We start from the raw sequence: 20,666 nt of genomic DNA, 5'->3' as shown, positions 1-20,666 counted from the left end.
GCCGTGCGTTCAGCCGTCGCCCTGGGGCACCGCCCCCACATCGTCGACCGCGTCGGCCATCGCCCGGAGGAACGCCGTCACGTTGGCCTGAGCCTGAACGTCCATCCCCGCCGCGACGGCGTACATGCGCTCGTGCATGCCGCTGAGCGTGTGCCGCACGTCCTCATCGGCATGCGCCGTGGCCCGCACGACCGCACCGCCGCCGTTCGCCGGTCGCTCCAGGTGGCCGGAGCGCTCGAGCCGATCGATCAGCACGGCGGTCGCCGCCGGCGAGATCGCGAGGTAGGCGGTGAGAGAGGCCGGCGATGCGCTGCGTTCGGGCTGGCGGAAGAGGAAGCGCAGCGCGAGCAGCTCGTTCTCGCCCATCGACATCTCGTCGCGGGTTCGGCGACGCATCGCCCGCTCGGCCGCGCGGTACACGCGAAGCGCCTCGAGGACCTCTCTCGCGCGCTCGCCCTCGCCACGCTCGTCGTACCAGTACCCGTCTGCCTGCAGCTTCGTCACGCCCGCCCCTTCAGCGACCGCCTGCCGCGCCCGCATCAGTCATGATAGGAGAGGGGAAGGGATTCATGCGGCTGAGCAGGCCGCCGAATCGCAGTGACGGAGGACATCAGTGACTTTTCGGAGTAAAGCGACGCTTGAGGCGTGGCTCGACGAGTTCCGATCGGCCCGGGAGGCCGGCGACCTCATCCGTGTGATCATCCAGGACGGCTCCGACGGCTCGGACACCGGCCTCGTCATCGTTCCGGTGAAGAACTCGTCGGTGAGCATCTTCATGCAGCCGATCAGCATAGGCGGCGAGGGCTGGAGCGTCACGCTCGAGCCCAACGACGAGAACACAGTGCTCGACAGCCACCAGCTGCACGCCCTCGCCAGCGAGCTCGCGGTCGCCGCCGAGCTGTGCTCGTACCTCGAAGCCCGCAGCGTCGGCCACCAGGAGGAGCCGCACGAAGAGCAGCCTGAGTCCGTCTGAGGCTCAGAGCTCGCCTGGTCGCATCGCCTCTGCGTCGATCGCCCGCATGATCCGCAGAGCCGCGGTGTCGGTGGGCGGCTCGTCGGCATCCGCTCGCCGCCGCGGTGCGTACACGACCAGGGCGTGGAACAGGAACCGCGCGAGGAAGGCGACCACCAGCGAGATCGCCGTGGCGATCACGCTGGAGATGTGCCATGTCTCGACCATCAGGGCCATGAGGGGGATGCGCAGCGCCGCCTCTGCCGAGTTGAACGACACGGATGCCGCGAAACGCACCCACAGCCGCGATGCGTCCTCGCGATCGTCGCGGAAGACGAACAGCTCCTGCAGCACGAAATTGCCGACGATGGTGACTGCGGCGCCGACGATCGCCGCGAGCAGATAGTCGACACCGAGATGGGTGAGCGCCCACATGATGCCGATGTTCGCCAGCGCGCCGATGCCGCCGATCAGGGCGAACCGCCCCATCTTGCCGAAGCGCAGACGCGCCAGATGCGCGAGGAAGGTCACTCCCTGACGCAGGCTCGCCTTGGAGTCGCCGTGCCGGCGCCGGTCGAACTCCATCGGCACCTCGGCGATGCGCAGCTCGCGGCGCTCGCCACCGCGCACGAGGATCTCGAGCAGGATCTTGAAGCCCTGCGGATGCAGCTCGTCGAGGTCGATGCGGGTGCGGTCGACGAGGAAGAATCCGCTCATCGGGTCGGTGCTGCGCCACAGGCGCCGCAGGAACATCGCCTTGGTGACGACCGTCGCCGCCTTCGAGACCCCGTACCGCACGGCTGTGCCGAGGCCGGCGGAGTCCCCTCCGCCGATGTAGCGCGAGGCCGCGACGATGTCGGCGCCGCCCTCGGCGTATCGGCGGAGCATGTCGGGCAGAAGCTCCGGCGGATGCTGCAGATCGCCGTCCATCACGATGCAGACGTCATGCGCCGCCTCGGCGAGACCCAGCGCGACCGCGCCGCTGAGGCCGCCTGCGTTGTGGTCGCGGTGGATGCCCCGCACGGGGATGGTCGCGGATGCCCCGACCCGGGCGATCTCGTCGATCGTGCCGTCGCCGCTGTCGTCGACGAACAGGATCTCGGCCGTGACCCCGGCGAGCGCGGCCGAGGTGCGCGCGACGAGCTCGGCCACGTTGTCGCGCTCGTTGAACGTGGGGACGATGACGGTCACCGGCGGGACGGCGATGGCGCTCACCTGTTCTCCTCCCGCGGTCATCGGAAACGCGGTGTCACCGGAATGCGGTGTCATCGCGATGCAGCATCCATCGTTTCACGGGATGCCCTGCTCAGGCTCCACACGGCGCCCGGCCAGGCGGGCGCCCGTAGGCTGGAGGGCATGAGCATCCCTGCATCCGACACCATCACCATGTTCGGCGCCGAGTGGTGCGGCGACTGCCGCCGCACCAAGAAGCAGCTCGACGAGCTGGGCATCGAGTACACGTACATCGACCTGGTCGCCGATCCCGCCGCCGCCGACGTCGCCAAGGAGATCTCTGGCCGCATGAACATCCCGGTCGTCGTCTACCCCGATGCGAGCCACCACGTCGAGCCGAGCAACGCCGACGTCGAGACCAAGCTGCGCGAGCTCGCGCTGATCTGACCCAGACCCACCGCCACCGGGAGACGACGATGACTCCGCAGACGACTCTCGACGCCGACCTCGACGAGGCGACGCGCCAGGCGCTCGATGCCGACATCGAGGTGCTGCAGCAGGGTGCACGCACCTGGGCGCACCTCACCGTCGGCCAGCGCGCCACGCTGCTGCGCGCCCTGCGCACGAGCGTCGCCGCGACAGCGGAGGACTGGGCGAACACCGCCGCCGATTCCAAGGGGCTCGACGGGCGGCATCCCCTCCGCGGCGAGGAGTGGCTGAGCGGACCGTACTCGGTGCTCGGCGCGCTCGACGCCTACGTCGACACGCTGGCGAAGCTCGCCGACGGGCGCTTCCCGCTCGACGGGGTCGCCATCGGCCGCGCCCCGGGAGGGCGCACCCGGATCAGCGCATTCCCGCTGAACGGGCTCGACCGCTTCCTGCTGTCGGGTTTCAGTGGCGAGGTGTGGCTGCAGCCGGGCATCACCCCGAACACGGCCCGCGCGAACGCGGGTCTCGCGCAGCGCACACCAGACGCCCCCGGCGGGGTCGGCCTGGTGCTCGGCGCCGGCAACATCACGTCGATCCCCGTGCTCGATGTGCTGTACGAGCTGCTCGCGCACAACCGCGTCGCCCTGCTGAAGGTCAACCCCACGCAGGACGCCCTGGTGCCCGTGTACGAGCGCGCCCTGGCCCCGCTGATCACCCCGGGGTTCCTGCGGATCGTGCGAGGCGGGCCGGCTGTGGGCTCGTACCTCACCGCGCATCGCGACCTCGTGCACGTGCACATCACCGGTTCGGCCGCGACCTTCGACGCGATCGTGTGGGGGCAGAAGCCGCAGGCCACCCGCCGCCGGCGTGAGAACCGTCCGCTGCTGAAGAAGCCGATCACCGCCGAGCTCGGCGGCGTCTCGCCGATCATCGTGGTGCCGGGCGAATGGAGCGATGCCGACATCGCCTTCCAGGCCGAGCACGTGGCGACCATGCGCCTGCAGAACTGCGGACACAACTGCATCGCCGGTCAGGTCGTGATCATGTCATCGGAGTGGGCGCAGGCCGAGCAGTTCCGCACAGCGCTGCGGCGCGCGTACGCGGCGGCTCCCGAGCGGCCGATCTGGTACCCCGGCTCGCCGTCACGCATGCAGCAGGCGGCTGAGGACTACCCGGATGCCCTGGTGCTGGCCGACCGTCTCCTCGTCGAGCTCGACGAGGGTCAGGACGCCACGGCCATGCAGCGCACCGAGTACTTCGCGCCCGTGCTCGGCGTGGTCGAGCTGCCCGGCACGGGCCAGTCGTTCCTGGACGCCGCGGTCGCACACGCGAACGACGAGCTGCAGGGCACTCTGGGCGCGAACCTCCTCATCGATCCGGTCACCGAGAGCTCGCTCGGCACCGGCTTCGAACGCGCGATCGCCGAGCTGCGCTACGGATCGATCGCGATCAACTCGTGGACCGCGTTCGGATTCATCACGCCGACGCTCACCTGGGGAGCGTTCCCCGGCAACACGCTCGACGACGTGGGCAGCGGCATCGGCGTGGTCCACAACGCCCTGCTTCTCGACGGGGTCGAGCGCTCGGTCGTGCGCGGGCCGTTCCGCCCCTTCCCCCGGTCGCTCTCGCCCTCAGGACGCCGGACGATCCTTCCGAAGCCGCCGTGGTTCGTCTCGTCGCGCACCGGCGCCTCGGTGAGCGCGGGTCTCACCCGGTTCCGTGCGCACGGCGGCATCCTGCTGCTCCTGCGCACCCTGCTGCAGGCGCTCCGCGCCTGAAGGCTGCACCGGCCGCTCCTCCTCGACGAGGATCAGAGCTGGTCGCCCGGAACGGCGAAGGCGTCGCAGACGCCGAGGCCGTTCTTGTATCCGTTGGCGAACCACGCCTGACGCTGCTCGCTGGTGCCGTGCGTGAAGCTCTCCGGGTTCACGAAGCCGGACTGCTGCTGAATGTGATCGTCGCCGACCGTGAACGCCGCGTTCAGGGCATCCCGGATCTGCGCCTCCGTCGGCGTCTGGATGTACTTGACGCCGTTGTCGTCCTCCTGCTCAGCCACGTCGCCCAGCCACGCGCCGGCGTAGCAGTCGGCTTGCAGCTCGGTACGCACTCCGTTGCTCTCAGGACCGGTGCCGTTGTTGGGGTACTTCTCCATCACACCGGTGATGTTCTGGATGTGGTGACCCCACTCGTGCCCGACGATGTACAGCTGCGCGAGCTCGCCGGCGGACGCACCGAACTGCTGGCGCATCAACTGGAAGAAGTCCGGGTCGATGTACACGCCCTGCTCCGGCGGGCAGTAGAACGGACCCACCGCGTTCGACGCGGTGCCGCACTGCGTGGAGGTCTGCCCGTCGACGACCGTCAGGGTCGGCGCCTGGTAGCCCTCGACGTGCTTCTCCCAGTAGTCGTTGAGCACGACCTCGGCGCCCGCCATGCGGCAGTCGTCGATCGTGTTCGCGTCCTGGCCCGTGTCGCACTCGGCGAGTGTGTTCTCCCCGCTGGAGGCGGGCGGGTTCTCGCCGCCGGGCACGCCGCCGACCAGGCCGGTGAGGTCGGGGCCTCCGAGCATCGCGACGACGAGCGCGACGAGGCCGAGCACGCCCACGCCGCCGCCTGCGACGACGGCGCCCCTGCCGCGTCGACGGGTGGTGTTGCCCGAGATGTCGGCATCCGGATTGAATGTCATGCAGAAAAGGTACCCCGGATATCGCCGCGAATCCCCCATATGCTCGGGGTCATGGCGACGACGATCACGATCACAGGTGCCGGCGGGCAGATCGGCTACGCACTCCTCTTCCGCATCGCGGCGGGCGACATGCTCGGGCCGGACGAACACGTCCGGCTGCGGCTGCTCGAGATCCCGCAGGGGCTGCGGGCCGCCGAGGGCGCAGCCCTCGAGCTGCAGGATGCTGCATTCCCGCTGCTCGACGACGTCGAGGTCAGCGACGACGCCGCAGTCGGGTTCGACGGCGCGAACCACGCCCTGCTGGTGGGTGCGCGCCCGCGCGGCCCTGGCATGGAGCGCGCAGACCTGCTCGCCGCCAACGGCGGCATCTTCGGCCCGCAGGGCAGCGCGATCGCCGCGTCGGCGGCATCCGACATCCGCGTCACCGTCGTCGGCAACCCGGCCAACACGAACGCGCTCATCGCGGCGTCGGCGGCAGACGGCGTGCCTGCGGAGCGGTTCAGCGCGCTCACCCGACTCGATGAGAACCGCGCCAGGGCGCAGCTCGCGCAGACGCTCGGCGCCCCCGTGGCGAGCGTGCGCCGCGTGCCCATCTGGGGCAACCACTCAGCCACCCAGTTCCCCGACGTCTCGCACGCGACGGTCGATGGCGCGCCCGCCGCCGACCGGCTCGCGTCTGCCGTGGGCGATGTGCGCAGCTGGCAGGAGCAGACGTTCATCCCGCGGGTGGCGAAGCGCGGCGCCGAGATCATCGAGGTGCGCGGCTCGTCGTCGGTGGCATCGGCGGCGAGCGCCACCATCGACCATGTGCGCGACTGGGTGCGCGGAGGCGACGACTGGACGAGCGCCGGAGTCGTCTCCCACGGCGAGTACGGTGTGCCCGAAGGGCTGATCTCGTCGTTCCCCGTGCAGTCGGTCGGCGGCCGGTGGCGAATCGTCGAGGGGCTGGAGCTGGATGCCTGGGCCAGGCAGCGCATCGACGCCTCGGTCGCGGAGCTGGTCTCGGAGCGCGAGACGGTGCGATCGCTCGGGTTGCTCTGACCGCTCTCGCACTCGGGCAGAATGGATGCCGGAGGTACGACGATGAGCGACGCGATGAACCCGACGGATGCCGTGGTGGATGCCGCCCTCACGAGCCCTCTGCACCTGCCGCACGCCGCGGCAACGTGCGAGAAGTGCCTGTCGAACGCCGATCACGGCTGGTGGTCGGCGCGGCCTGAGGGAGCCCGCCTGGTGGGTCTGGTGGTGGCACGCGACGGCATGCCGTCCGTGACTCAGCAGCGCGAGGACCTCACCCGCTTCGGTGTGCCGATCGAGGGCTTCCGCCACCCGGCCCCGGAGATCCTCGAGAGCTGGGGAGACCGTCTGGCCCGTCTCATCGAGACCCTGCGCAGCGGAGACGTGCTCGTCGTCGCCAACGCGCACGCGCTCGGCCGCGATCGCGACGAGGAGTCGCGCACCATCGCCGAGTTGCGTCGCCGCGGCATCATGGTCAAGGTGCTCGGGCATCATGCCCGCCACCTCACGGACGCGACGGTCTGAGTCGCTCTGCGTCAGCCCTTCACTGCCAGCAGCTGCTCGCGCAGCGACGGCGGTCGCACGTTCGTGAAGTACGAGACGGCGATGTATTCGTCGAACAGAGCGCACATCATGTTCTCGAGCTCGCCGAGCGGGGTCGAGAAGCGCACGAGCAGCATCTGCTTGGTGCCAGGCACCGGAATCCAGTAGTCGGCGCTGAGGCGGGTGCTGCCGTCGGCCTCGCTGCCGTCGGCGACAGGCTCCACGCGGTGCGTGCGAAGCGCAGGCGCACCGGGGCCGCGCACCTCGACCATCGATGCGTGCGCGATCGGATCGAGTTCCCGCAGCCCCTCGGCCATGACGGCGAGCACCGCCTGCGGCGCGGTTCCGATCGCCGGGCTCATCCGCAGATCAGCCGGCTCGAAGACGAGCAGCGTGACAGGCAGCGGTGTGCCCAGGGCGATCTCGGTCGAGAACATGATCGCGCGCAGGTCGCCGCGGGCACCGGCCGCCACGGCCTCCTCGAGCTGATGACGAACCCGTGCGCGCTCAGGAGCGCGGTCATCGGCCGGGCCGACGGAGTCCTTCGCGATCCGGCGGATGGACGCCGCAGTGGCCTCGGTGCTCGACAGATCGACCGAGAACCAGCGTCCTGGCAGACGGAACCGCAGCTGCGGCGTGCTCATTCGGGCTCCGTCCACGCACCGTAGCGCGTCTTCATGCCGGTGAGCGTGACGCCCGCCTGCCCCGCTTCCCGCACTCTCAGATCGTCGAGGTCGCCCGCCGCGGCACGGAGGTCGACGATCTGATCCCCCTGCTCCGGTCCTGTCACGGCGAAGAGCTGGACGGTGTTCGGCTCCCACGGCAGGGCCCGCCAGATCGCCTCGACGACGGCATCCAGCTCCTCAGCCGTGAACGGCTCGGCGGAGCCCACCACGAGCGTCAGCTCGAAGCCGTGGCCGAAGCCGTTGCGCCACCGCCCCGGATCCTCCGTCGCCGTCACCCGGGGCACCGCCTTCGTCACTGCGTTCGACACGTCTCCGTAGTCCACCGTCGTCTCCTCGGTCTTCTCGGGCGCCTCTGGCAGCACGCCGCATCCGGTCAGCCCTCCGCCCAGGAGCGCACCCGTCAGCAGGATGGCGAGCAGCCCGCGTCGCCCCGCACCCCGTTCGATCATCACTCGGTCCAGTGGTAGTAGGAGGTGTCCACGTACCCATTGTCGTTGAAGAAGTTCGCCAGGTCGGGATGATCGGACTGCACCTGGGCGATGTGGTTCTCGAGCGTCGTGGAGTAGTCGGATGCGTTGTGCGCGCCGACGTCCACTCCGAGCACGGGGTTCGGCTCAGGCGGATCGACGCGGATCGACGTCCAGTTCGATCCGTGCTCGACACTGTCGAAGTCGCCCGCGACTGCGTCGAGACGCGGCACCGGGTCGCCATTGTGCTGCACCGAGACCACATCGATGTCCCCGGGGATGGGCATGTGGTCGATCGGCGCACCGGAGGCCACGACGGCCTGCCAGTTGTAGTCCGAGTTGTAGGCGGCCAGGTGGCCGGCCATGATCCCGCCCTGACTGAAGCCCACGAGCATGACGGGGTCGTCGGGGCCGATCCCCGCCTGGGCCATCGCGTCCAGCACCGCACGCTCGTACTGCGTCTGCAGCGCCGGCGTCAGCATCAGCGCGAGGTTGCTGTCGAGGTCGTTCACCGCGCCCTTGTCCTCCAGGCGCGAGAGCCACTCCTGCGTGCTGGGAAGGGTGACCGTGTAGTACCAGCCGTCGGGCCCGAGGACCTTGGTGATCTTGACGACGCTGTCGGTCTCTCCGCCGAGCGAATCGACCTCGTGGGTGCCGTCCAGGACGGTGGCGAGGCTCGGGTCCGGCGGCGTCTTCTCCTTGGCATCGGCGTAGGGGTCGGTCTCGCTGACCGTCGGCGTCTCCTTGAGCACGTCCGACAGCACGCTCCAGATCAGGAACGCCGCGAGCACCCCGGCGATGATGGCACCGATGATCAGGCCGATCGTGCCGAACAGCGCGCCGATCGCGACGATGAGCAGCAGCACCACGAGGGCGCCAAGGATCGCGGCGATCGTGTCGGCGATCTTCTTGAGCAGATTGACGACGCCTTCGAGGAAGTCGCCGATCCATTCGCCTATCCCGGCGAGGAAGTCCCCGATGTCGGAGAAGAACTCGCCGACGCCGTCCCAGAAGCCCTCGTTCGTGGCGTCGATCGCGGCGTCGATCCGGCGGATCGCCGTCTCTGCGGCCTCGTTCATCGCGTCGCGAGCGGCGTCGATCCTATCGCGAGCGGCGCCGACGGCGGCCAGCGCCTGGTCTGCGGCGCGCTGTGCACCCGGCACCTGGTCTGTGAGGGACGGCGCGGGGTCGTCGGCCGCGTTCACCTGATCGTTGAGATCCTCGAGTGCACGGTCGGCCCGTCCCTGTGCGAGGAGCGCCTCGTCGAGGTCGTCCTGAGCGCGATGCGCGTCCTCGTGCGCGGTCGTCAGCGCGATGGCGTACTCGGAGATAGCATCCGCCGTGCCCTTGTAGCGGGGGTGGATGCGCTCGAGCTGCGACGAGATCTCCTCGTTCTGCTCGTACAGAGCCTGAACGGCCTTGCCCTCGTCATCGGCGACGATGCCTCGCAGCTCCTGGATGACGTCGAGGATCACCTCGGCGGAAGAGACGAGATCGGCGGCTCGCGAGGTCAGCTCCGCCGGATGCCCTGGGAGAACGCTCATGGTCTATCCCTCGCCTTCCTGCGCCATCTGCGCGTCTAGATCGCGGAAGGTGTCGACGATCGCCTGCATGAAGTCGGCCTGCGAGCGCAGATTGTCGCGGAGATCCTCGCGCGCGATGTCCCACTTGCCCCCGAAGTCCTCGATCTTGTTCGCGAGGCCGCCATGCCCGGTGAGTCCGCCGAGGTCGTCTGCAAAGTCCTCGGCCTCGTCGAAGGTCGTCGCGAGGCCTCTGGCCGTGCGCGCGGTGGATTCCAGCCGCGCGAGGTCCATCCGGACGTCGGTCATCGTGCCGCCCCCTTCCGGTCTCGTCGTACGACCGCATGACGTTGCGCCGCTGCGGCACGAAGCCGCTCACCGAGCGCCGCGTCGGCCGCCCTCACCTCTGCGCGAAGCGCGTCGGCGTCCTGCACCGACTCGGGAATGCGCACACGCAGCCCGGCCAGCGCTGCACGCAGGTCTTCGTCAGACATGTCTCCCCCTCCGGTATCGGCACATCCGCCGATGAGAACACGCTATCGGCGCCGGCGGCCGACGGGCCATGGGGAGTAGTCCCCACCCGCCGCGCGAGGTGCGCCGAACACGACGAGAGGGCCGACCATCGTGGTCGACCCTCTCGAAATGCTCAGACGCGGGTTCAGCCGCCGGCGAGCTGCTGATCCAGATCCTGGATCGCGCGCATCATGCCCAGCAGCGACTCCGACATGTCATTGATGCCATCCACCGCAGTCTTCAGACCCGTGGTCAGCTCACCGTAACCCTCACCGAACTTCCCCGACGCGTGCTGCGTCTTGAAGTCCTCACCCAGCAGCGTGTCCACCTGACCCTTCAGAGTGTCCAGCTGACCCTGAATGTCATCACGAGCCTGCGACAGCGACGACGCCACCTGCTCCATCTCCGCATAAGACGCACCGAAATCGGCCATCGTCAACACCTCCGGTAAATCGATTGGACCGGACCCCACCGGCCCGACAACCACCACGCTACAAGACCCCACCCCGGCAGGCGATGGGGACAACTACCCATCGCCCGCCGCACGAGGTGCCCCCGTACACGACGAGAGGGCCGACCATCGTGGTCGACCCTCTCGAAATGCTCAGACGCGGGTTCAGCCGCCGGCGAGCTGCTGATCCAGATCCTGGATCGCACGCATCATGCCCAGCAGCGACTCCGACATGTCATTGATGCCATCCACCGCAGTCTTCAGACCCGTGGTCAGCTCACCGTAACCCTCACCGAACTTCCCCGACGCGTGCTGCGTCTTGAAGTCCTCACCCAGCAGCGTGTCCACCTGACCCTTCAGAGTGTCCAGCTGACCCTGAATGTCATCACGAGCCTGCGACAGCGACGACGCCACCTGCTCCATCTCCGCATAAGACGCACCGAAATCGGCCATCGTCAACACCTCCGGTAAATCGATTGGACCGGACCCCACCGGCCCGACAACACAAAACTAACAACACCCCACAAGCACCGTCGATGGGGACAACTCCCCATTCACGAGCACGAGCACGAGCACGAGCACGAGCCGCGGGTCGACGGACCGGCGGTGGTCTCAGGCGAAGCGGATCGATCGGAAGACGGCGGCGAGCTCGGGCTGGACGGCCTCGAGCACCAGCGGATCCTCGTCGATGTGATCGAGGAGGAAGACCAGGCCGCCTCGCAGTCCGATCCAGCGCGTGGCCATGATCGTCTGGTCCGCGATCTCCGCGACGACGGCCACGCTGATCGCGACGTCGAACGCCGTCTCGTCGAGAATGCTCCACGTCTGCACCGACCCGCCGATGCCGGCCCTCGCGAGCTGAAGGGCGTCGTCCACCGACGCAGCCTCCGTCTCGGTGATGTAGAGATGAGCGACGATCGGGCGGCCGCCGACGTACTCCGTGCGCCAGAAGCGCTCGGCCGCGCCGGGCAGCGGGCTGTCCATCGCCTGCAGCGCGAGGGCCGTATCGGCCAGCAGTCGGGTGCCGGCCTGCTCGGCACCGGTTCCCGTGAGCAGGCTCGCGGCGAGAGCATCGGCCCAGTCGGCCGGTGTCTCGAACTCACCCCACGGGAAGGCCAGCGGAACCGGCAGCCACCGACTGTGATCCAGAGTGAGTGCGTAGTTCGGCTCTACTGCCACCGGAAGGTCTCCATGATCGAATCGGACAGCTCGATGGCTGCGTCCACGAGCAGCGGGTCTGCGTCGTCGGGGTACGGCAGCGAGGCGATGAAGACGAGGCCGCGTCGCTCCTGCTCTCCGGGGAGGGCGAACCCGTAGCCCACCGAGCGGGTCGTGATGCCCGCGAGATCGCCGGTCCCCTCGACGGTCGACTCCCAGCGCTGGATCGGCCCGATCGCCGTGTCGTGGGTCACGATCTCCGCCGTGGTGAGGCCTCGCAGCCCTGCGGCGAAGTCGGCTCCGACGGGAGCGACCTGCTGCCGGACGGCGATCGACAGCGGAAGGTGGGCCAGCCCCTCCACCTCGCGATCGGCGAGGTAGATGCTGTGCGTGCGCGTCTGCTCGAGGCGACGCCACTGCGAGTTCGCCAGCATGCGCAGCCGCACATCGAACTCAGGCTGCCCCAGAGCCTTCGCCCGCTCGGAGACCTTCGCCACGAAGCGCTGCCGGCTCTCTTCGTCGACCCGATACTGCGACCAGCCGGGCGGCATCATGATGCGGAATCCGGTGAGCGCGGTCATCGGATTCCGCCCTGATCGGAACGCGCAGGCTCCCTCGACCGGGCCACGCGCATGCCGAAGAGCAGGATGCCGAGCGCCACGATGCTGAAGACCGATGTGTGCCACTGCGTTCCGATGACTCCGTCATTGAAGCGCATGGGATTCTCGGGGGTGGCGAGCGCCCACCCAAAGGCACAGATCACAGACGCCACGGTAGGACCGATCAGCCGGTTCACCCGCGGAATGTCGGCGAGTCGCGTGGTCACGGCGACGGCGATGGCGAGAGCGACGGAGAGAGAGCCCACGACGACGAGCTGCATCGTCGACACGACGAACAGCGGATAGGGGATGACGACTCCCCACATCGGACCCTTGGCTGAGCCCACCTGTCCACCGGACAGGATCAGGGACCCGATCAGGTACACGATCAGCAGGACGGGCGATATGAGTACCACCACTCCGAGCAGGATGCGCATGACTCTCGCTGCCCCACCACCACGATTCGCCACCACGCCGTCAGCTTACCCGCACGTCTCGAAGACCCGGGATCTCCGGCTGCACTCCGAAGACCCCCATCAGATCCGATCCGAAGAAGCCGCCCCACGTGGCGACGTTGATGGCCTGTCGGAACCCGCCCGGCAGGCTCGATGCCGTCGACGACACGAACTGCTGCACCCCGGGGTTGGACGCCCACTGCGAGTTGCGGATCGTGTTGAGGAACGTCGAGATCTGCGCGGTGTCGGCCGCGCCCAGCCGCATCGCGGTGAGCGGGTTGGTGAACATTCCGGGCTTGGGCAGCGCCAGCCATGACTGGACGGGAGCGAACATCGACCGGATGGGCGTCAGCCACGTGGTGGGACGGAACAAAGACGCCTGCGGCAGGCTCGACCGGATGGCGGCCGTGACGGCTCCGCGCCCGCCCTGGACCACACTCGCCAGGGTCGGCACGCCACGCGAGAGCAGCTTGCCGACACCGAAGGGGAGCAGGCCCACGGCGCTCCATGCCACATCGCTCAGCGACGCGCGGCCGAAAGCGAACTTCAGGGTGGTCAGGAGGAAGGATGCCGCGGCGAGGACGAAGATGATCGTTCCCAGCAGGCCCGTGAGCGGCGCACCGATCACGAGGGCGACGATGCTCAGGACGATCAGCACGATGGCGATCACTTCGAGGACGTTGTCGATGAACTCCCAGAAGCCGTCGTTGTTGCCCGCGGTCTCGATCGCCTTCTCGATCCCGTCGACAGCAGCGTCATAGGCATCCGACCAGTCGTCGAACACGCTGTCGAACTCCGCCCACATCTGGTTGCGTGTGGTCGTCGCCGAGGTGAGGTTCGACTGAGCGGTCGCCGCGGTGGACTCCGCCCTTCCCAGCGCGTCCGACTCCGGGGAATCCGCATCGGTGCCCTGCGCCTGCGTGCTCGCGTACATCTCGGCGAGGTCGGCCTCCTCCTTCTCCTCGAGGGCCGTGCGGTACGCGTTCTCGGCAGCCTCGACCTCGGAGATGTTGGCGCGCAGCCACGCGTTGGCGGTGCTCAGCGCCTCTCCGTACGTCGTGAGAGTCTTTCCTGTGCCCGAGTACCGCGTCGCTGCGTCGGAGAGATCCGAGGAGGTCTCGCTCGCCATCTCCGCGAGCTTGTCGGTGCCCTTGCTCTTGTGCACCGACGAGTCGCCGATCTTCTTGAGCTGCGTCGCCGTGGTGCTCATCGTCTCCGCGAGGGTCGTCAGCTGGTTGCCACGCGTGACGATCGCCGCGCCGTCGCCCTCGAGGATCTGCAGCTCGTTGCCGCTCTTCGGCGAGCGCATCAGACCACTCCTCCCGTGCGGACCTCTTGGGTGCTCGTGGAGCCTTCGAGGTCACTCGCCGTCGTCGTGTCCCACTCGTCCCACCCGTCGATGATCGAGGTGAGCTGGTCTTTGATATTCGTCAGGTTCTCTTTCAGATCACCGCGCTTGTCGCGCCACGCGACCTCGAAGTCGATCACCTGGTTCAGCAGATCACCGCGCCCTGCAGGCCGACGAACAGCGTCCTCGAGGTCGTCGTTCGTGTCAGCGGCGTTCTCGAACTCTCCGATCGCCGCCTCCAGGCCCTGCTTCGCATCCTTGAGCTGTGCGAGGTCGAGCATGATGTCCATCTGATGTTCCCCTCCGGTCCGTGCACGGCAGCGGTATCCGCCACCGCCTCACGAAATCTAACAGCCGTGCTGACGACGGTCGATGGGGAGCACTCCCCATGTGAAGGCCCGATCGCGCTTCAGTCAGCGGCGAGCTGCGGGTACCGGTCGTGGATCTCGCACATCACGCCGACAGCGACTCGGCTCCGTCGGCGCCGGGTCGCGGCTCGCCCCCGACGAGGGTGATGACGTCGTCGAGAATCACGCCGAGCGCGGCCGGCTCGTCGAACACGTCGGCGATCAGAGTGCGTGCGCCGTCGACGCGTTGCGCGCGCAGGACCATCGCCATGGGGACGCCTTCGCGCGGCGCCACCATCGACAGCACCGCGCGGCCGCCGTCGAACTGCCATATCCGCTGCGGGATGCTGAACTCGAAGGGCGAATCGGGGACGGGATCGGTCTCCTCGGCGATGCTGAGATCGACCACGGCGCCGGTCGCCTGCGGTCCGAGGACGTGCCAGACCCGGCCTATCGTCGACGCGGTCGCCCGCGGTCGGGCGATCACGGCGGCCACGGCACCGCGCGCCTCGTCGCCGTCGATGAAGCCCGGGAAGGATTCCGCGGCGATCCTGCTGAGCTCCGCCGCGAACCGCGCGGCATCGGCCTCGTGCACGCCGAACGGCGTCGGCAGCCAGCCCTCGGGAAGTGCGTCGGTCATTCGTATCTCCACACCAGGGTCGATGCGACGGCATCCGCGAGCGCGGTGAACCCGTCGAGCGCGGGCCCGGCCTCGTCGACGCCGGGATGCACGATCGATGCCATCACCAGGATTCCCTTGCGCGGGCCGGCACCGGGGAAGGGGCGGACGTAGCAGATCTCGCGGGAGAGCACGCCCTCGGTCTCGGCCCGGCCCTCGCGGTCGCTCTGCCAGCGGTACACCGACGAGCCGTCACCGGCATCCAGCGTCTCGACCTCCGCGCCGTCCGCGCGGCGGACCACATCCTCGACGAACTCCCCCTGGGCGAGCCACGGGACCGTCACGATGCTCATCGGCGTGCCGCCCTCGACCGGCGCGATGATCGGCATGTAGATCTCGATCGCTCCTCGCTGCCGAAGCTGCTCCCACTGGCGGTGCACGGCGGCGCGTGCCTGACCGAAGAGATCAGGCCGGTGCACCTCCAGGAATCGCGACCTCATGAGCTCGGTGAGCTGATCTCGTCCTGTGTCGTCGGCGACGAAACGGCCCCAGTCGGGTGGAACGAGGAGCGTGTATCCGATCGGCGCGGGTGCCGCGGTGCCGAGGAGTTCATCCCGGAGTGACATGCTGAGCCCTTCTGCGCCGGCGTTCCGCACGCAGTCGCCTCATCCGCGCCGTAGCGACGAGCGTCGCGACGAGCAGCACCAGGATGAACGGAGCGACCACCCAGTGCCATCCGATCGGGTACCCGTCCGGTCCGGGGGTGCGGATCACGCCGGTGGGATCCTTCTCGAATGCGGCGATGAAGATCGGGAAGACACCCGCGAGCGATGGTGCGAAGAACATGAACGAGATGTCGGACGAGATCTCGAGCCCGCCGAGCAGGAGATAGGCGCAGGCGCACCCGATCGCCAGCAGACCCGTCGTGATCGTGAGCCACGCGGGCACGCTCAGCACGGGCCAGGGCAGCAGGGACTCGTAGAGCTTCGACGGCTCGTTGGAGTAGTAGATCCGTCCGGCGTTGAAGATGCCCCTCGCCACGACGGGGACGATCCACTGGGCGAAGGTCGCCAGAGTCGCGAGTACGGCGATGAGTCTCAGAACGCCCAGCCGGAGTGGCAGCCCACCCCGGTTCAGACCGAAGTTGGGCAGTGTCGAGAAAGGCACGGCGCCAGTCTAGGGGCGCCCGAACGAGAAGCCGAACGGGTTCGCCCTGTCGCTGAAGAGACCGCCGAGCACGCCACCCCACCAGGCGCCCTGTGCGGTGACCCCGGCGCCGCCGATCCTCGGCACGCTCTGCAGGACGACATCCGCCCACGCATCCGCGATCGTCGCACTGCGCGGTCCCGACTTCGCCGTCCAGTCGGCGAGCGCGGTACCCCATTTGCTGAGCGCGGCCCACTCGCTGCCTCGGGCGAGCGTGGAGAACGGGTTCACGAAGCCGCCGAGACGAGGCATCGAAGCCGTGCGGACACCGCTCGCGAACACAGGCAGCTTGGATGCGCTCTGCGACGCGGCCAGCAGCCCCTTGCCGCCCTCCGCGATCGGCTTGAGCGCGCGTGCGGCGAGACCGCCGACTCCCGCCGTGACGAGACCGAACGTGCTCCACAGCACATCCGAGAGGTTGGCCTTGCCGTTCGCGTAGAGATAGATGGTGCCGATGAGGTGCACGGCCGAGAGGGCGAGCGTCGCCGCCAGAAGGATGGTCGACCAGGGGCTGGAGACCACGAACAGCGCGACGACGGCGAGCACGATGATCGCGCGGCCGATCCAGGTCAGCGCTTCGGAGATCGCTCCCCAGAAGCTGTCATCGTTGTCGGCGGCGTCCATCGCATCCGCGACGCCGTCGGCTGCCTTGTCGAAGGCCTCCTCCCAGGCCGCGTACGCGCTGTCATAGGCCCGCCACAGCGGGTCGCGGGCGTCTTCGGCCGCGTCGACGGCGTCCGCCGCATCCTTCACGTTCTGCGCCTGCTCATCCGCATCGGCCGACGGGGCCCAGAGCGTGCCCTGCTGGTCGCTCAAGGCTGAGGTGTACGCGGTCTCAGCGGCTTCGAGGGCATCGTGATTCTGGGTGTACCAGTCGCGCGCCGTCTCCAGCGCGGTCGCGTACGGCGCGAGCGCCTTGCCCGTGCCCTCGTATCGGATGCCGGCCTTGCGCAGATCGGATTCGATGCTCTCGGCATCTTCCTTCAGCTTGTCGGTGCCCTTGCTGACCTGCGAAGACGCGATGTCACGCAGCGTGTCGGCGGTGCGCTTCATCGCGGCGCCGAGCTCCTTGTACTGCTCGGCCGTGGCGGCGATGGTGTCGGGCGTCCCCTCGAACTGACGAAGGACGTTGCCCGTGAACGGCGACCGGCTCATGAACTGCCTTCCTTGCCTTCGAGGGATGCAGACGCCTCCGCCTCCCACTCATCCCAGCCGTCGATGATCCCGTCGAGACGCTTGTACACGTTCTCGATCGACTCCTTGAGGTCGTCCCGGTTTCCCGACCAGTTCGCCTCGAACCATCCGACGCGGTCACGCAGCTTTGACTTGCCCTGCGGGTTGCCGATGGCATCCTCGAGTGCATCGTTGATCGAGGCCGCGTCGTCGAAGTCGCTCTTCGCGGTCTTCAGCGTGTCACGTGCGTCGCGCAGACGCGCGCGGTCGAGCAGTACATCCATGTCTGATCCTTCTCGTCAGGAGACTCGGCTACAGGCGAGAGAAGGGATCGACGACTCCGCCGACCCCTTCCCATACGACGCGGGTTCAGCCGCCGGCGAGCTGCTGATCCAGATCCTGGATCGCACGCATCATGCCCAGCAGCGACTCCGACATGTCATTGATGCCATCCACCGCAGTCTTCAGACCCGTGGTCAGCTCACCGTAACCCTCACCGAACTTCCCCGACGCGTGCTGCGTCTTGAAGTCCTCACCCAGCAGCGTGTCCACCTGACCCTTCAGAGTGTCCAGCTGACCCTGAATGTCATCACGAGCCTGCGACAGCGACGACGCCACCTGCTCCATCTCCGCATAAGACGCACCGAAATCGGCCATCGTCAACACCTCCGGTAAATCGATTGGACCGGACCCCACCGGCCCGACAACACAAAACTAACAACACCCCACAAGCACCGTCGATGGGGACAACTCCCCATTCAGACCAGGTCAGGAGCGCGGAACCACGTCGGACATGCTGGTCTCGCCGTCGTATGCCAGCCAGGCGAGCCACGCCTCCGGCTCCATCGACCGCGCCTGTGCCACCGTCGAGGCGTCGACCCCGCGCGAGCCCTCCGAAACGCAGCGCCGTATCAGGGTTTCGGCAGCGGAAACCGGTCGGGATGGATCGGCAGGTCAGGTTGTTGGAGTGATGGAGAGTCTTCGGGCCGCGGTGCGAGCGAGAGTGTCGCAGAGGTTTGCGATTCCGGGGTCCGCCTGGTCAGGTGTGCGCATGGCGAGATGGAGGCTTCGAGTCACCGGCGTTGCCAGGTCGAGCAGCTTCACTCCGTCAGGGATTTCGGTGGCAGTCAGAGCGGGCACGAGTGCAACGCCGACGCCTGCGGCGACGAGTTCGAGTTGCACCGCAAAATCCATTGACTCTGCGACGATGTGAGGTCGGAACCCTGCGAGGCCGCATGCACGTTCCATCATTGTGTAGCAGGTTACATCCGTCGTCGGAGCGATCCATGGCATTGACGAGAACTCGTCGAGCCGCACGGTCTTGTCGCCTGAGGATTGGGCGGCCGGTGCTGCCAGCCAGACCGGCTCGCTCCCGATTGAACGTGACGAGAGGCTGTCGGGTAGATCGCGGGGGACGTTCGAGTATGAGTGGATGATCGCGAGGTCGGCGTCGCCGGTCAGTAGTGAATCGATTGCGCGGTCGGGCTCCGCGACCGTGAGGTGCACGTCCAGCGCTGGTCGGGTATCCCTCAACATATCCCGAAAGGCCTCCGCAACGATGGTGCGGGATGCGGAGGGGAACGCGGTCAGGGTATAGCGGCCCACGGTGCCGGCGCGCAGGGACTGCAGTTCGAGTTCGGCGAGAGATAGCCGGGCGAGAATTTCGCGCCCGTGATCCGCGAGCGTGACCCCTGCCGCAGTCAGCACGAGCCGTCGTCCGTGCCGCTGCGTGAGACGGATTCCTAGCTCTTTCTCGAGCGCGGCCAGCTGCATCGAGACGCCAGGAGCGCTGAGGTGCATCTCTTCTGCCACGGCCGCGACGGTTCCGAGACGCTGGAGGGCGGCCAGGAGGCGGAGCTTGCGAACGTCGATCATGTGCTTCCTATGAGTAAACAATGCTTACGTATCGGTTAATAACCCGTCAATTGTGCTGATGTGGCCATCTTGCCACTCTGGTGTCATGAGACTCAACAGAGCTTTGAGTGCCGGATTGTTGGTAGTCGTGCTGTGGGCGTCAGCGTTTCCTGCCATCCGAGTCGCGGCGCCAGCGATGGGAGTCATCGGGTTGTCGTTCGCGCGCCTGCTCGTGGCAGCGCTGGCTCTGCTCATCGTCGCCGTGGTCGTGAAAGCGCGGTTGCCGAGACCGCGAGATCTGGGTTGGATCGCTGCCTGCGGGTTCTTTGGCATGGCGGCGTATCAGCTGCTTCTCAACTGGGGTGAGATCTATGTGCCTGCGGGGACGGCGAGCATCATCGTCGCCGCCGCACCGTTGGTATCGGTCGTCGTCGCGCGGGTTCTCTTCTCGGAGCGCATCTCACGAACCACTGTTGTCGGCAGCATAATCGCACTCACCGGTGTGGCGTTCGTCTGCCTCGCTCGCGCGGGTGTCTCTCTTTCGGCGGCTGTCTGGATCGTGGTAGCCGCGATGGTCGTGCAAGGCATCTACCATCCGCTGCAGAGACCGCTGCTGAAGAGATACAGCAGCATCGAGGTCGCCTGCTACGCGATGCTCGCGGGAACGGTGATGACATTGCCTCTCGTCCCGTTCGACCTGGACGGGCTGTTCGGCGCGGGCCTCGCCCCGTGGCTCTCAGCGATCTACCTCGGTCTGCTTCCCTCTGCGGCAGGGTTCGTGCTCTGGGCGTACGCTGTCGCGCGAATGCCGGTCGCCGTTTCCACTTCCTTGCTCTATCTCGTGCCGCCAGTCGCCGTTCTCATCGCATGGGTCTGGCTCGGCGAACTGCCCATTCCGCTCGAGCTACTAGGTGGCGCCGTCGTCATCATCGGAGTCGTCATCACCTCTCAAGGCCCGCGCCTGCTCGCTCGCAGAACAGCTCGCCACGGCGCTGACACACATCGAACACCGACTCAGTGAAGGGAACCAGCATGCGAATCCTCATCGTTGGGGCAGGAGCGGTCGGAGGCTACCTCGGCTCCCGGCTCGCCTCGGCCATAGGCGCGGTCGCCTGCGAACGAGGCCGCGCCAGGAATCGCCTTCGACGCTGCTGCAGATCCCAGAGCCCGGAGAACAGCGCACGGCCCGCGTCGCCCTGCTGCATCAGCTCGACCGCCTCACGGGCGACCGCCCTCACCCCCGCGTCGTCACCCGACAGTCGGACGACCGGCTTCATGCCGCATCGTCCGCTGCGGCGATCCAGGTCACCGTGGACGCCATCGCATCGAAGATCATTCGCACCGCAACAGCGTAATCGTCGTTCTCCGGCGCCTCGGCGCCGATGATCGTCGTGCCCGTCAGCATCAGCTTCTCGCGCAGCGTCTCCCGCTTGTCGTCCCAATCGCTCAGCCCAACCAGGTGTTCAACCG

At 67.8% G+C, this 20,666-nt stretch carries 30 protein-coding genes; 6 read left to right on the top strand and 24 right to left on the bottom strand.

Going from position 1 to position 20,666, the window contains the following annotated elements; all coding sequences use genetic code 11:
* Positions 1–9 precede the first annotated feature (9 nt).
* Positions 10–504 carry a winged helix DNA-binding protein gene (locus FVO59_RS07640; RefSeq protein WP_259363500.1) on the bottom strand — a complete coding sequence of 165 codons (495 nt, stop codon included), beginning with the start codon at positions 502–504 and terminating at the stop codon, positions 10–12.
* A gap of 109 nt (positions 505–613) precedes the next feature.
* Here FVO59_RS07640 and FVO59_RS07635 point away from each other — a divergent pair, with 109 nt between their 5' ends.
* Complete coding sequence (locus tag FVO59_RS07635) at positions 614–973, top strand: hypothetical protein (RefSeq protein ID WP_182256251.1); 360 nt, start codon at positions 614–616, stop codon at positions 971–973.
* Between the two features lie 3 nt (positions 974–976).
* Here FVO59_RS07635 and FVO59_RS07630 read toward each other — a convergent pair whose 3' ends face one another.
* Complete coding sequence (locus FVO59_RS07630) at positions 977–2,188, bottom strand: glycosyltransferase (protein ID WP_182256603.1); 1,212 nt, start codon at positions 2,186–2,188, stop codon at positions 977–979.
* A gap of 120 nt (positions 2,189–2,308) precedes the next feature.
* Here FVO59_RS07630 and FVO59_RS07625 point away from each other — a divergent pair, with 120 nt between their 5' ends.
* Together FVO59_RS07625 and FVO59_RS07620 are read left to right on the top strand one after the other, a co-directional pair.
* The gene (locus FVO59_RS07625; RefSeq protein WP_182256249.1) at positions 2,309–2,572 is read left to right on the top strand and encodes a glutaredoxin domain-containing protein; all 264 of its coding nucleotides are present in this window, start codon (positions 2,309–2,311) and stop codon (positions 2,570–2,572) included.
* A gap of 29 nt (positions 2,573–2,601) precedes the next feature.
* On the top strand, positions 2,602–4,332 hold the full coding sequence (locus FVO59_RS07620; RefSeq protein WP_182256247.1) for an aldehyde dehydrogenase family protein: 1,731 nt from the start codon (positions 2,602–2,604) through the stop codon (positions 4,330–4,332).
* 32 nt (positions 4,333–4,364) lie between these two features.
* Here FVO59_RS07620 and ypfJ read toward each other — a convergent pair whose 3' ends face one another.
* Entirely contained in the window at positions 4,365–5,240 is an 876-nt protein-coding gene (gene ypfJ, locus FVO59_RS07615; protein ID WP_182256245.1) for a KPN_02809 family neutral zinc metallopeptidase, read from the bottom strand.
* A gap of 51 nt (positions 5,241–5,291) precedes the next feature.
* On the opposite strand from ypfJ, the gene FVO59_RS07610 reads away from it, so the two are divergent.
* Positions 5,292–6,281 carry a malate dehydrogenase gene (locus FVO59_RS07610; protein ID WP_182256243.1) on the top strand — a complete coding sequence of 330 codons (990 nt, stop codon included), beginning with the start codon at positions 5,292–5,294 and terminating at the stop codon, positions 6,279–6,281.
* Between the two features lie 42 nt (positions 6,282–6,323).
* Positions 6,324–6,782, top strand: coding sequence for a recombinase family protein (locus FVO59_RS07605; protein WP_182256241.1), 459 nt, complete (start codon positions 6,324–6,326; stop codon positions 6,780–6,782).
* A gap of 11 nt (positions 6,783–6,793) precedes the next feature.
* On the opposite strand, the gene FVO59_RS07600 is transcribed toward FVO59_RS07605, so the two are convergent.
* The 19 genes from FVO59_RS07600 to FVO59_RS07510 form a co-directional block, all read right to left on the bottom strand.
* A complete protein-coding gene (locus FVO59_RS07600) occupies positions 6,794–7,444 on the bottom strand; it encodes a hypothetical protein (RefSeq protein ID WP_182256239.1) in 651 nt (216 codons plus the stop codon).
* Complete coding sequence (locus tag FVO59_RS07595) at positions 7,441–7,938, bottom strand: hypothetical protein (protein WP_182256237.1); 498 nt, start codon at positions 7,936–7,938, stop codon at positions 7,441–7,443. Before FVO59_RS07595 ends, FVO59_RS07600 begins: the two co-directional genes overlap by 4 nt.
* Positions 7,935–9,497, bottom strand: coding sequence for an alpha/beta hydrolase (locus tag FVO59_RS07590; protein WP_182256235.1), 1,563 nt, complete (start codon positions 9,495–9,497; stop codon positions 7,935–7,937). Before FVO59_RS07590 ends, FVO59_RS07595 begins: the two co-directional genes overlap by 4 nt.
* 3 nt (positions 9,498–9,500) lie before the next feature.
* A complete protein-coding gene (locus tag FVO59_RS07585) occupies positions 9,501–9,782 on the bottom strand; it encodes a hypothetical protein (protein WP_182256233.1) in 282 nt (93 codons plus the stop codon).
* Complete coding sequence (locus FVO59_RS07580) at positions 9,779–9,967, bottom strand: hypothetical protein (protein ID WP_182256231.1); 189 nt, start codon at positions 9,965–9,967, stop codon at positions 9,779–9,781. Before FVO59_RS07580 ends, FVO59_RS07585 begins: the two co-directional genes overlap by 4 nt.
* Before the next feature lie 164 nt (positions 9,968–10,131).
* Positions 10,132–10,419, bottom strand: a complete 288-nt coding sequence (locus tag FVO59_RS07575) for a WXG100 family type VII secretion target (protein WP_083428829.1) — start codon at positions 10,417–10,419, stop codon at positions 10,132–10,134.
* Between the two features lie 183 nt (positions 10,420–10,602).
* On the bottom strand, positions 10,603–10,890 hold the full coding sequence (locus FVO59_RS07570) for a WXG100 family type VII secretion target (RefSeq protein WP_083428829.1): 288 nt from the start codon (positions 10,888–10,890) through the stop codon (positions 10,603–10,605).
* 159 nt (positions 10,891–11,049) lie between these two features.
* Positions 11,050–11,616, bottom strand: a complete 567-nt coding sequence (locus FVO59_RS07565; RefSeq protein ID WP_182256229.1) for a hypothetical protein — start codon at positions 11,614–11,616, stop codon at positions 11,050–11,052.
* On the bottom strand, positions 11,607–12,176 hold the full coding sequence (locus tag FVO59_RS07560) for a hypothetical protein (RefSeq protein ID WP_182256227.1): 570 nt from the start codon (positions 12,174–12,176) through the stop codon (positions 11,607–11,609). The genes FVO59_RS07565 and FVO59_RS07560 overlap by 10 nt, the downstream gene beginning before the upstream one ends.
* Complete coding sequence (locus FVO59_RS07555) at positions 12,173–12,631, bottom strand: hypothetical protein (RefSeq protein WP_182256224.1); 459 nt, start codon at positions 12,629–12,631, stop codon at positions 12,173–12,175. Before FVO59_RS07555 ends, FVO59_RS07560 begins: the two co-directional genes overlap by 4 nt.
* Before the next feature lie 40 nt (positions 12,632–12,671).
* The gene (locus FVO59_RS07550) at positions 12,672–13,958 is read right to left on the bottom strand and encodes a putative T7SS-secreted protein (RefSeq protein WP_182256222.1); all 1,287 of its coding nucleotides are present in this window, start codon (positions 13,956–13,958) and stop codon (positions 12,672–12,674) included.
* Positions 13,958–14,287 carry a hypothetical protein gene (locus FVO59_RS07545; RefSeq protein ID WP_182256220.1) on the bottom strand — a complete coding sequence of 110 codons (330 nt, stop codon included), beginning with the start codon at positions 14,285–14,287 and terminating at the stop codon, positions 13,958–13,960. The genes FVO59_RS07550 and FVO59_RS07545 overlap by 1 nt, the downstream gene beginning before the upstream one ends.
* 163 nt (positions 14,288–14,450) lie before the next feature.
* The gene (locus FVO59_RS07540) at positions 14,451–14,984 is read right to left on the bottom strand and encodes a hypothetical protein (protein WP_182256218.1); all 534 of its coding nucleotides are present in this window, start codon (positions 14,982–14,984) and stop codon (positions 14,451–14,453) included.
* The gene (locus FVO59_RS07535) at positions 14,981–15,589 is read right to left on the bottom strand and encodes a hypothetical protein (RefSeq protein WP_182256216.1); all 609 of its coding nucleotides are present in this window, start codon (positions 15,587–15,589) and stop codon (positions 14,981–14,983) included. Before FVO59_RS07535 ends, FVO59_RS07540 begins: the two co-directional genes overlap by 4 nt.
* Positions 15,573–16,130, bottom strand: coding sequence for a hypothetical protein (locus FVO59_RS07530; protein ID WP_182256214.1), 558 nt, complete (start codon positions 16,128–16,130; stop codon positions 15,573–15,575). Before FVO59_RS07530 ends, FVO59_RS07535 begins: the two co-directional genes overlap by 17 nt.
* A gap of 9 nt (positions 16,131–16,139) precedes the next feature.
* Positions 16,140–17,324 carry a hypothetical protein gene (locus tag FVO59_RS07525; protein WP_182256212.1) on the bottom strand — a complete coding sequence of 395 codons (1,185 nt, stop codon included), beginning with the start codon at positions 17,322–17,324 and terminating at the stop codon, positions 16,140–16,142.
* Positions 17,321–17,626 carry a hypothetical protein gene (locus FVO59_RS07520; RefSeq protein WP_182256210.1) on the bottom strand — a complete coding sequence of 102 codons (306 nt, stop codon included), beginning with the start codon at positions 17,624–17,626 and terminating at the stop codon, positions 17,321–17,323. The genes FVO59_RS07525 and FVO59_RS07520 overlap by 4 nt, the downstream gene beginning before the upstream one ends.
* 85 nt (positions 17,627–17,711) lie before the next feature.
* Complete coding sequence (locus FVO59_RS07515) at positions 17,712–17,999, bottom strand: WXG100 family type VII secretion target (protein WP_083428829.1); 288 nt, start codon at positions 17,997–17,999, stop codon at positions 17,712–17,714.
* Between the two features lie 297 nt (positions 18,000–18,296).
* Positions 18,297–19,217 carry a LysR family transcriptional regulator gene (locus tag FVO59_RS07510; RefSeq protein ID WP_182256208.1) on the bottom strand — a complete coding sequence of 307 codons (921 nt, stop codon included), beginning with the start codon at positions 19,215–19,217 and terminating at the stop codon, positions 18,297–18,299.
* A 58-nt stretch (positions 19,218–19,275) separates the two neighbouring features.
* Between FVO59_RS07510 and FVO59_RS07505 the strand changes: the two genes are divergently transcribed.
* Positions 19,276–20,217, top strand: a complete 942-nt coding sequence (locus FVO59_RS07505) for a DMT family transporter (protein WP_259363528.1) — start codon at positions 19,276–19,278, stop codon at positions 20,215–20,217.
* 49 nt (positions 20,218–20,266) lie between these two features.
* On the opposite strand, the gene FVO59_RS07500 is transcribed toward FVO59_RS07505, so the two are convergent.
* Together FVO59_RS07500 and FVO59_RS16440 are read right to left on the bottom strand one after the other, a co-directional pair.
* The gene (locus tag FVO59_RS07500) at positions 20,267–20,473 is read right to left on the bottom strand and encodes a hypothetical protein (RefSeq protein ID WP_182256206.1); all 207 of its coding nucleotides are present in this window, start codon (positions 20,471–20,473) and stop codon (positions 20,267–20,269) included.
* Complete coding sequence (locus tag FVO59_RS16440) at positions 20,470–20,601, bottom strand: hypothetical protein (protein WP_259363498.1); 132 nt, start codon at positions 20,599–20,601, stop codon at positions 20,470–20,472. Before FVO59_RS16440 ends, FVO59_RS07500 begins: the two co-directional genes overlap by 4 nt.
* Between the last annotated feature and the right edge of the window lie 65 nt (positions 20,602–20,666).

This window comes from Microbacterium esteraromaticum (assembly GCF_014084045.1).
Taxonomy (GTDB): Bacteria; Actinomycetota; Actinomycetes; order Actinomycetales; family Microbacteriaceae; genus Microbacterium; species Microbacterium esteraromaticum_D.
This window is presented reverse-complemented; position numbering and strand designations above follow the sequence as displayed.

What these genes read in the sequence shown, in the direction of transcription:
- FVO59_RS07630 (WP_182256603.1), bottom strand. Translation starts at nt 2,188, where the DNA reads ATGACCGCGGGAGGAGAACAGGTGAGCGCCATCGCCGTCCCGCCGGTG.
- FVO59_RS07625 (WP_182256249.1), top strand. Translation starts at nt 2,309, where the DNA reads ATGAGCATCCCTGCATCCGACACCATCACCATGTTCGGCGCCGAGTGG.
- FVO59_RS07620 (WP_182256247.1), top strand. Translation starts at nt 2,602, where the DNA reads ATGACTCCGCAGACGACTCTCGACGCCGACCTCGACGAGGCGACGCGC.
- ypfJ (WP_182256245.1), bottom strand. Translation starts at nt 5,240, where the DNA reads ATGACATTCAATCCGGATGCCGACATCTCGGGCAACACCACCCGTCGA.
- FVO59_RS07610 (WP_182256243.1), top strand. Translation starts at nt 5,292, where the DNA reads ATGGCGACGACGATCACGATCACAGGTGCCGGCGGGCAGATCGGCTAC.
- FVO59_RS07605 (WP_182256241.1), top strand. Translation starts at nt 6,324, where the DNA reads ATGAGCGACGCGATGAACCCGACGGATGCCGTGGTGGATGCCGCCCTC.
- FVO59_RS07600 (WP_182256239.1), bottom strand. Translation starts at nt 7,444, where the DNA reads ATGAGCACGCCGCAGCTGCGGTTCCGTCTGCCAGGACGCTGGTTCTCG.
- FVO59_RS07590 (WP_182256235.1), bottom strand. Translation starts at nt 9,497, where the DNA reads ATGAGCGTTCTCCCAGGGCATCCGGCGGAGCTGACCTCGCGAGCCGCC.
- FVO59_RS07585 (WP_182256233.1), bottom strand. Translation starts at nt 9,782, where the DNA reads ATGACCGACGTCCGGATGGACCTCGCGCGGCTGGAATCCACCGCGCGC.
- FVO59_RS07580 (WP_182256231.1), bottom strand. Translation starts at nt 9,967, where the DNA reads ATGTCTGACGAAGACCTGCGTGCAGCGCTGGCCGGGCTGCGTGTGCGC.
- FVO59_RS07575 (WP_083428829.1), bottom strand. Translation starts at nt 10,419, where the DNA reads ATGGCCGATTTCGGTGCGTCTTATGCGGAGATGGAGCAGGTGGCGTCG.
- FVO59_RS07570 (WP_083428829.1), bottom strand. Translation starts at nt 10,890, where the DNA reads ATGGCCGATTTCGGTGCGTCTTATGCGGAGATGGAGCAGGTGGCGTCG.
- FVO59_RS07560 (WP_182256227.1), bottom strand. Translation starts at nt 12,176, where the DNA reads ATGACCGCGCTCACCGGATTCCGCATCATGATGCCGCCCGGCTGGTCG.
- FVO59_RS07555 (WP_182256224.1), bottom strand. Translation starts at nt 12,631, where the DNA reads ATGCGCATCCTGCTCGGAGTGGTGGTACTCATATCGCCCGTCCTGCTG.
- FVO59_RS07550 (WP_182256222.1), bottom strand. Translation starts at nt 13,958, where the DNA reads ATGCGCTCGCCGAAGAGCGGCAACGAGCTGCAGATCCTCGAGGGCGAC.
- FVO59_RS07545 (WP_182256220.1), bottom strand. Translation starts at nt 14,287, where the DNA reads ATGGACATCATGCTCGACCTCGCACAGCTCAAGGATGCGAAGCAGGGC.
- FVO59_RS07540 (WP_182256218.1), bottom strand. Translation starts at nt 14,984, where the DNA reads ATGACCGACGCACTTCCCGAGGGCTGGCTGCCGACGCCGTTCGGCGTG.
- FVO59_RS07535 (WP_182256216.1), bottom strand. Translation starts at nt 15,589, where the DNA reads ATGTCACTCCGGGATGAACTCCTCGGCACCGCGGCACCCGCGCCGATC.
- FVO59_RS07525 (WP_182256212.1), bottom strand. Translation starts at nt 17,324, where the DNA reads ATGAGCCGGTCGCCGTTCACGGGCAACGTCCTTCGTCAGTTCGAGGGG.
- FVO59_RS07520 (WP_182256210.1), bottom strand. Translation starts at nt 17,626, where the DNA reads ATGGATGTACTGCTCGACCGCGCGCGTCTGCGCGACGCACGTGACACG.
- FVO59_RS07515 (WP_083428829.1), bottom strand. Translation starts at nt 17,999, where the DNA reads ATGGCCGATTTCGGTGCGTCTTATGCGGAGATGGAGCAGGTGGCGTCG.
- FVO59_RS07510 (WP_182256208.1), bottom strand. Translation starts at nt 19,217, where the DNA reads ATGATCGACGTTCGCAAGCTCCGCCTCCTGGCCGCCCTCCAGCGTCTC.
- FVO59_RS07505 (WP_259363528.1), top strand. Translation starts at nt 19,276, where the DNA reads ATGTGGCCATCTTGCCACTCTGGTGTCATGAGACTCAACAGAGCTTTG.
- FVO59_RS07500 (WP_182256206.1), bottom strand. Translation starts at nt 20,473, where the DNA reads ATGAAGCCGGTCGTCCGACTGTCGGGTGACGACGCGGGGGTGAGGGCG.
- FVO59_RS16440 (WP_259363498.1), bottom strand. Translation starts at nt 20,601, where the DNA reads ATGCTGACGGGCACGACGATCATCGGCGCCGAGGCGCCGGAGAACGAC.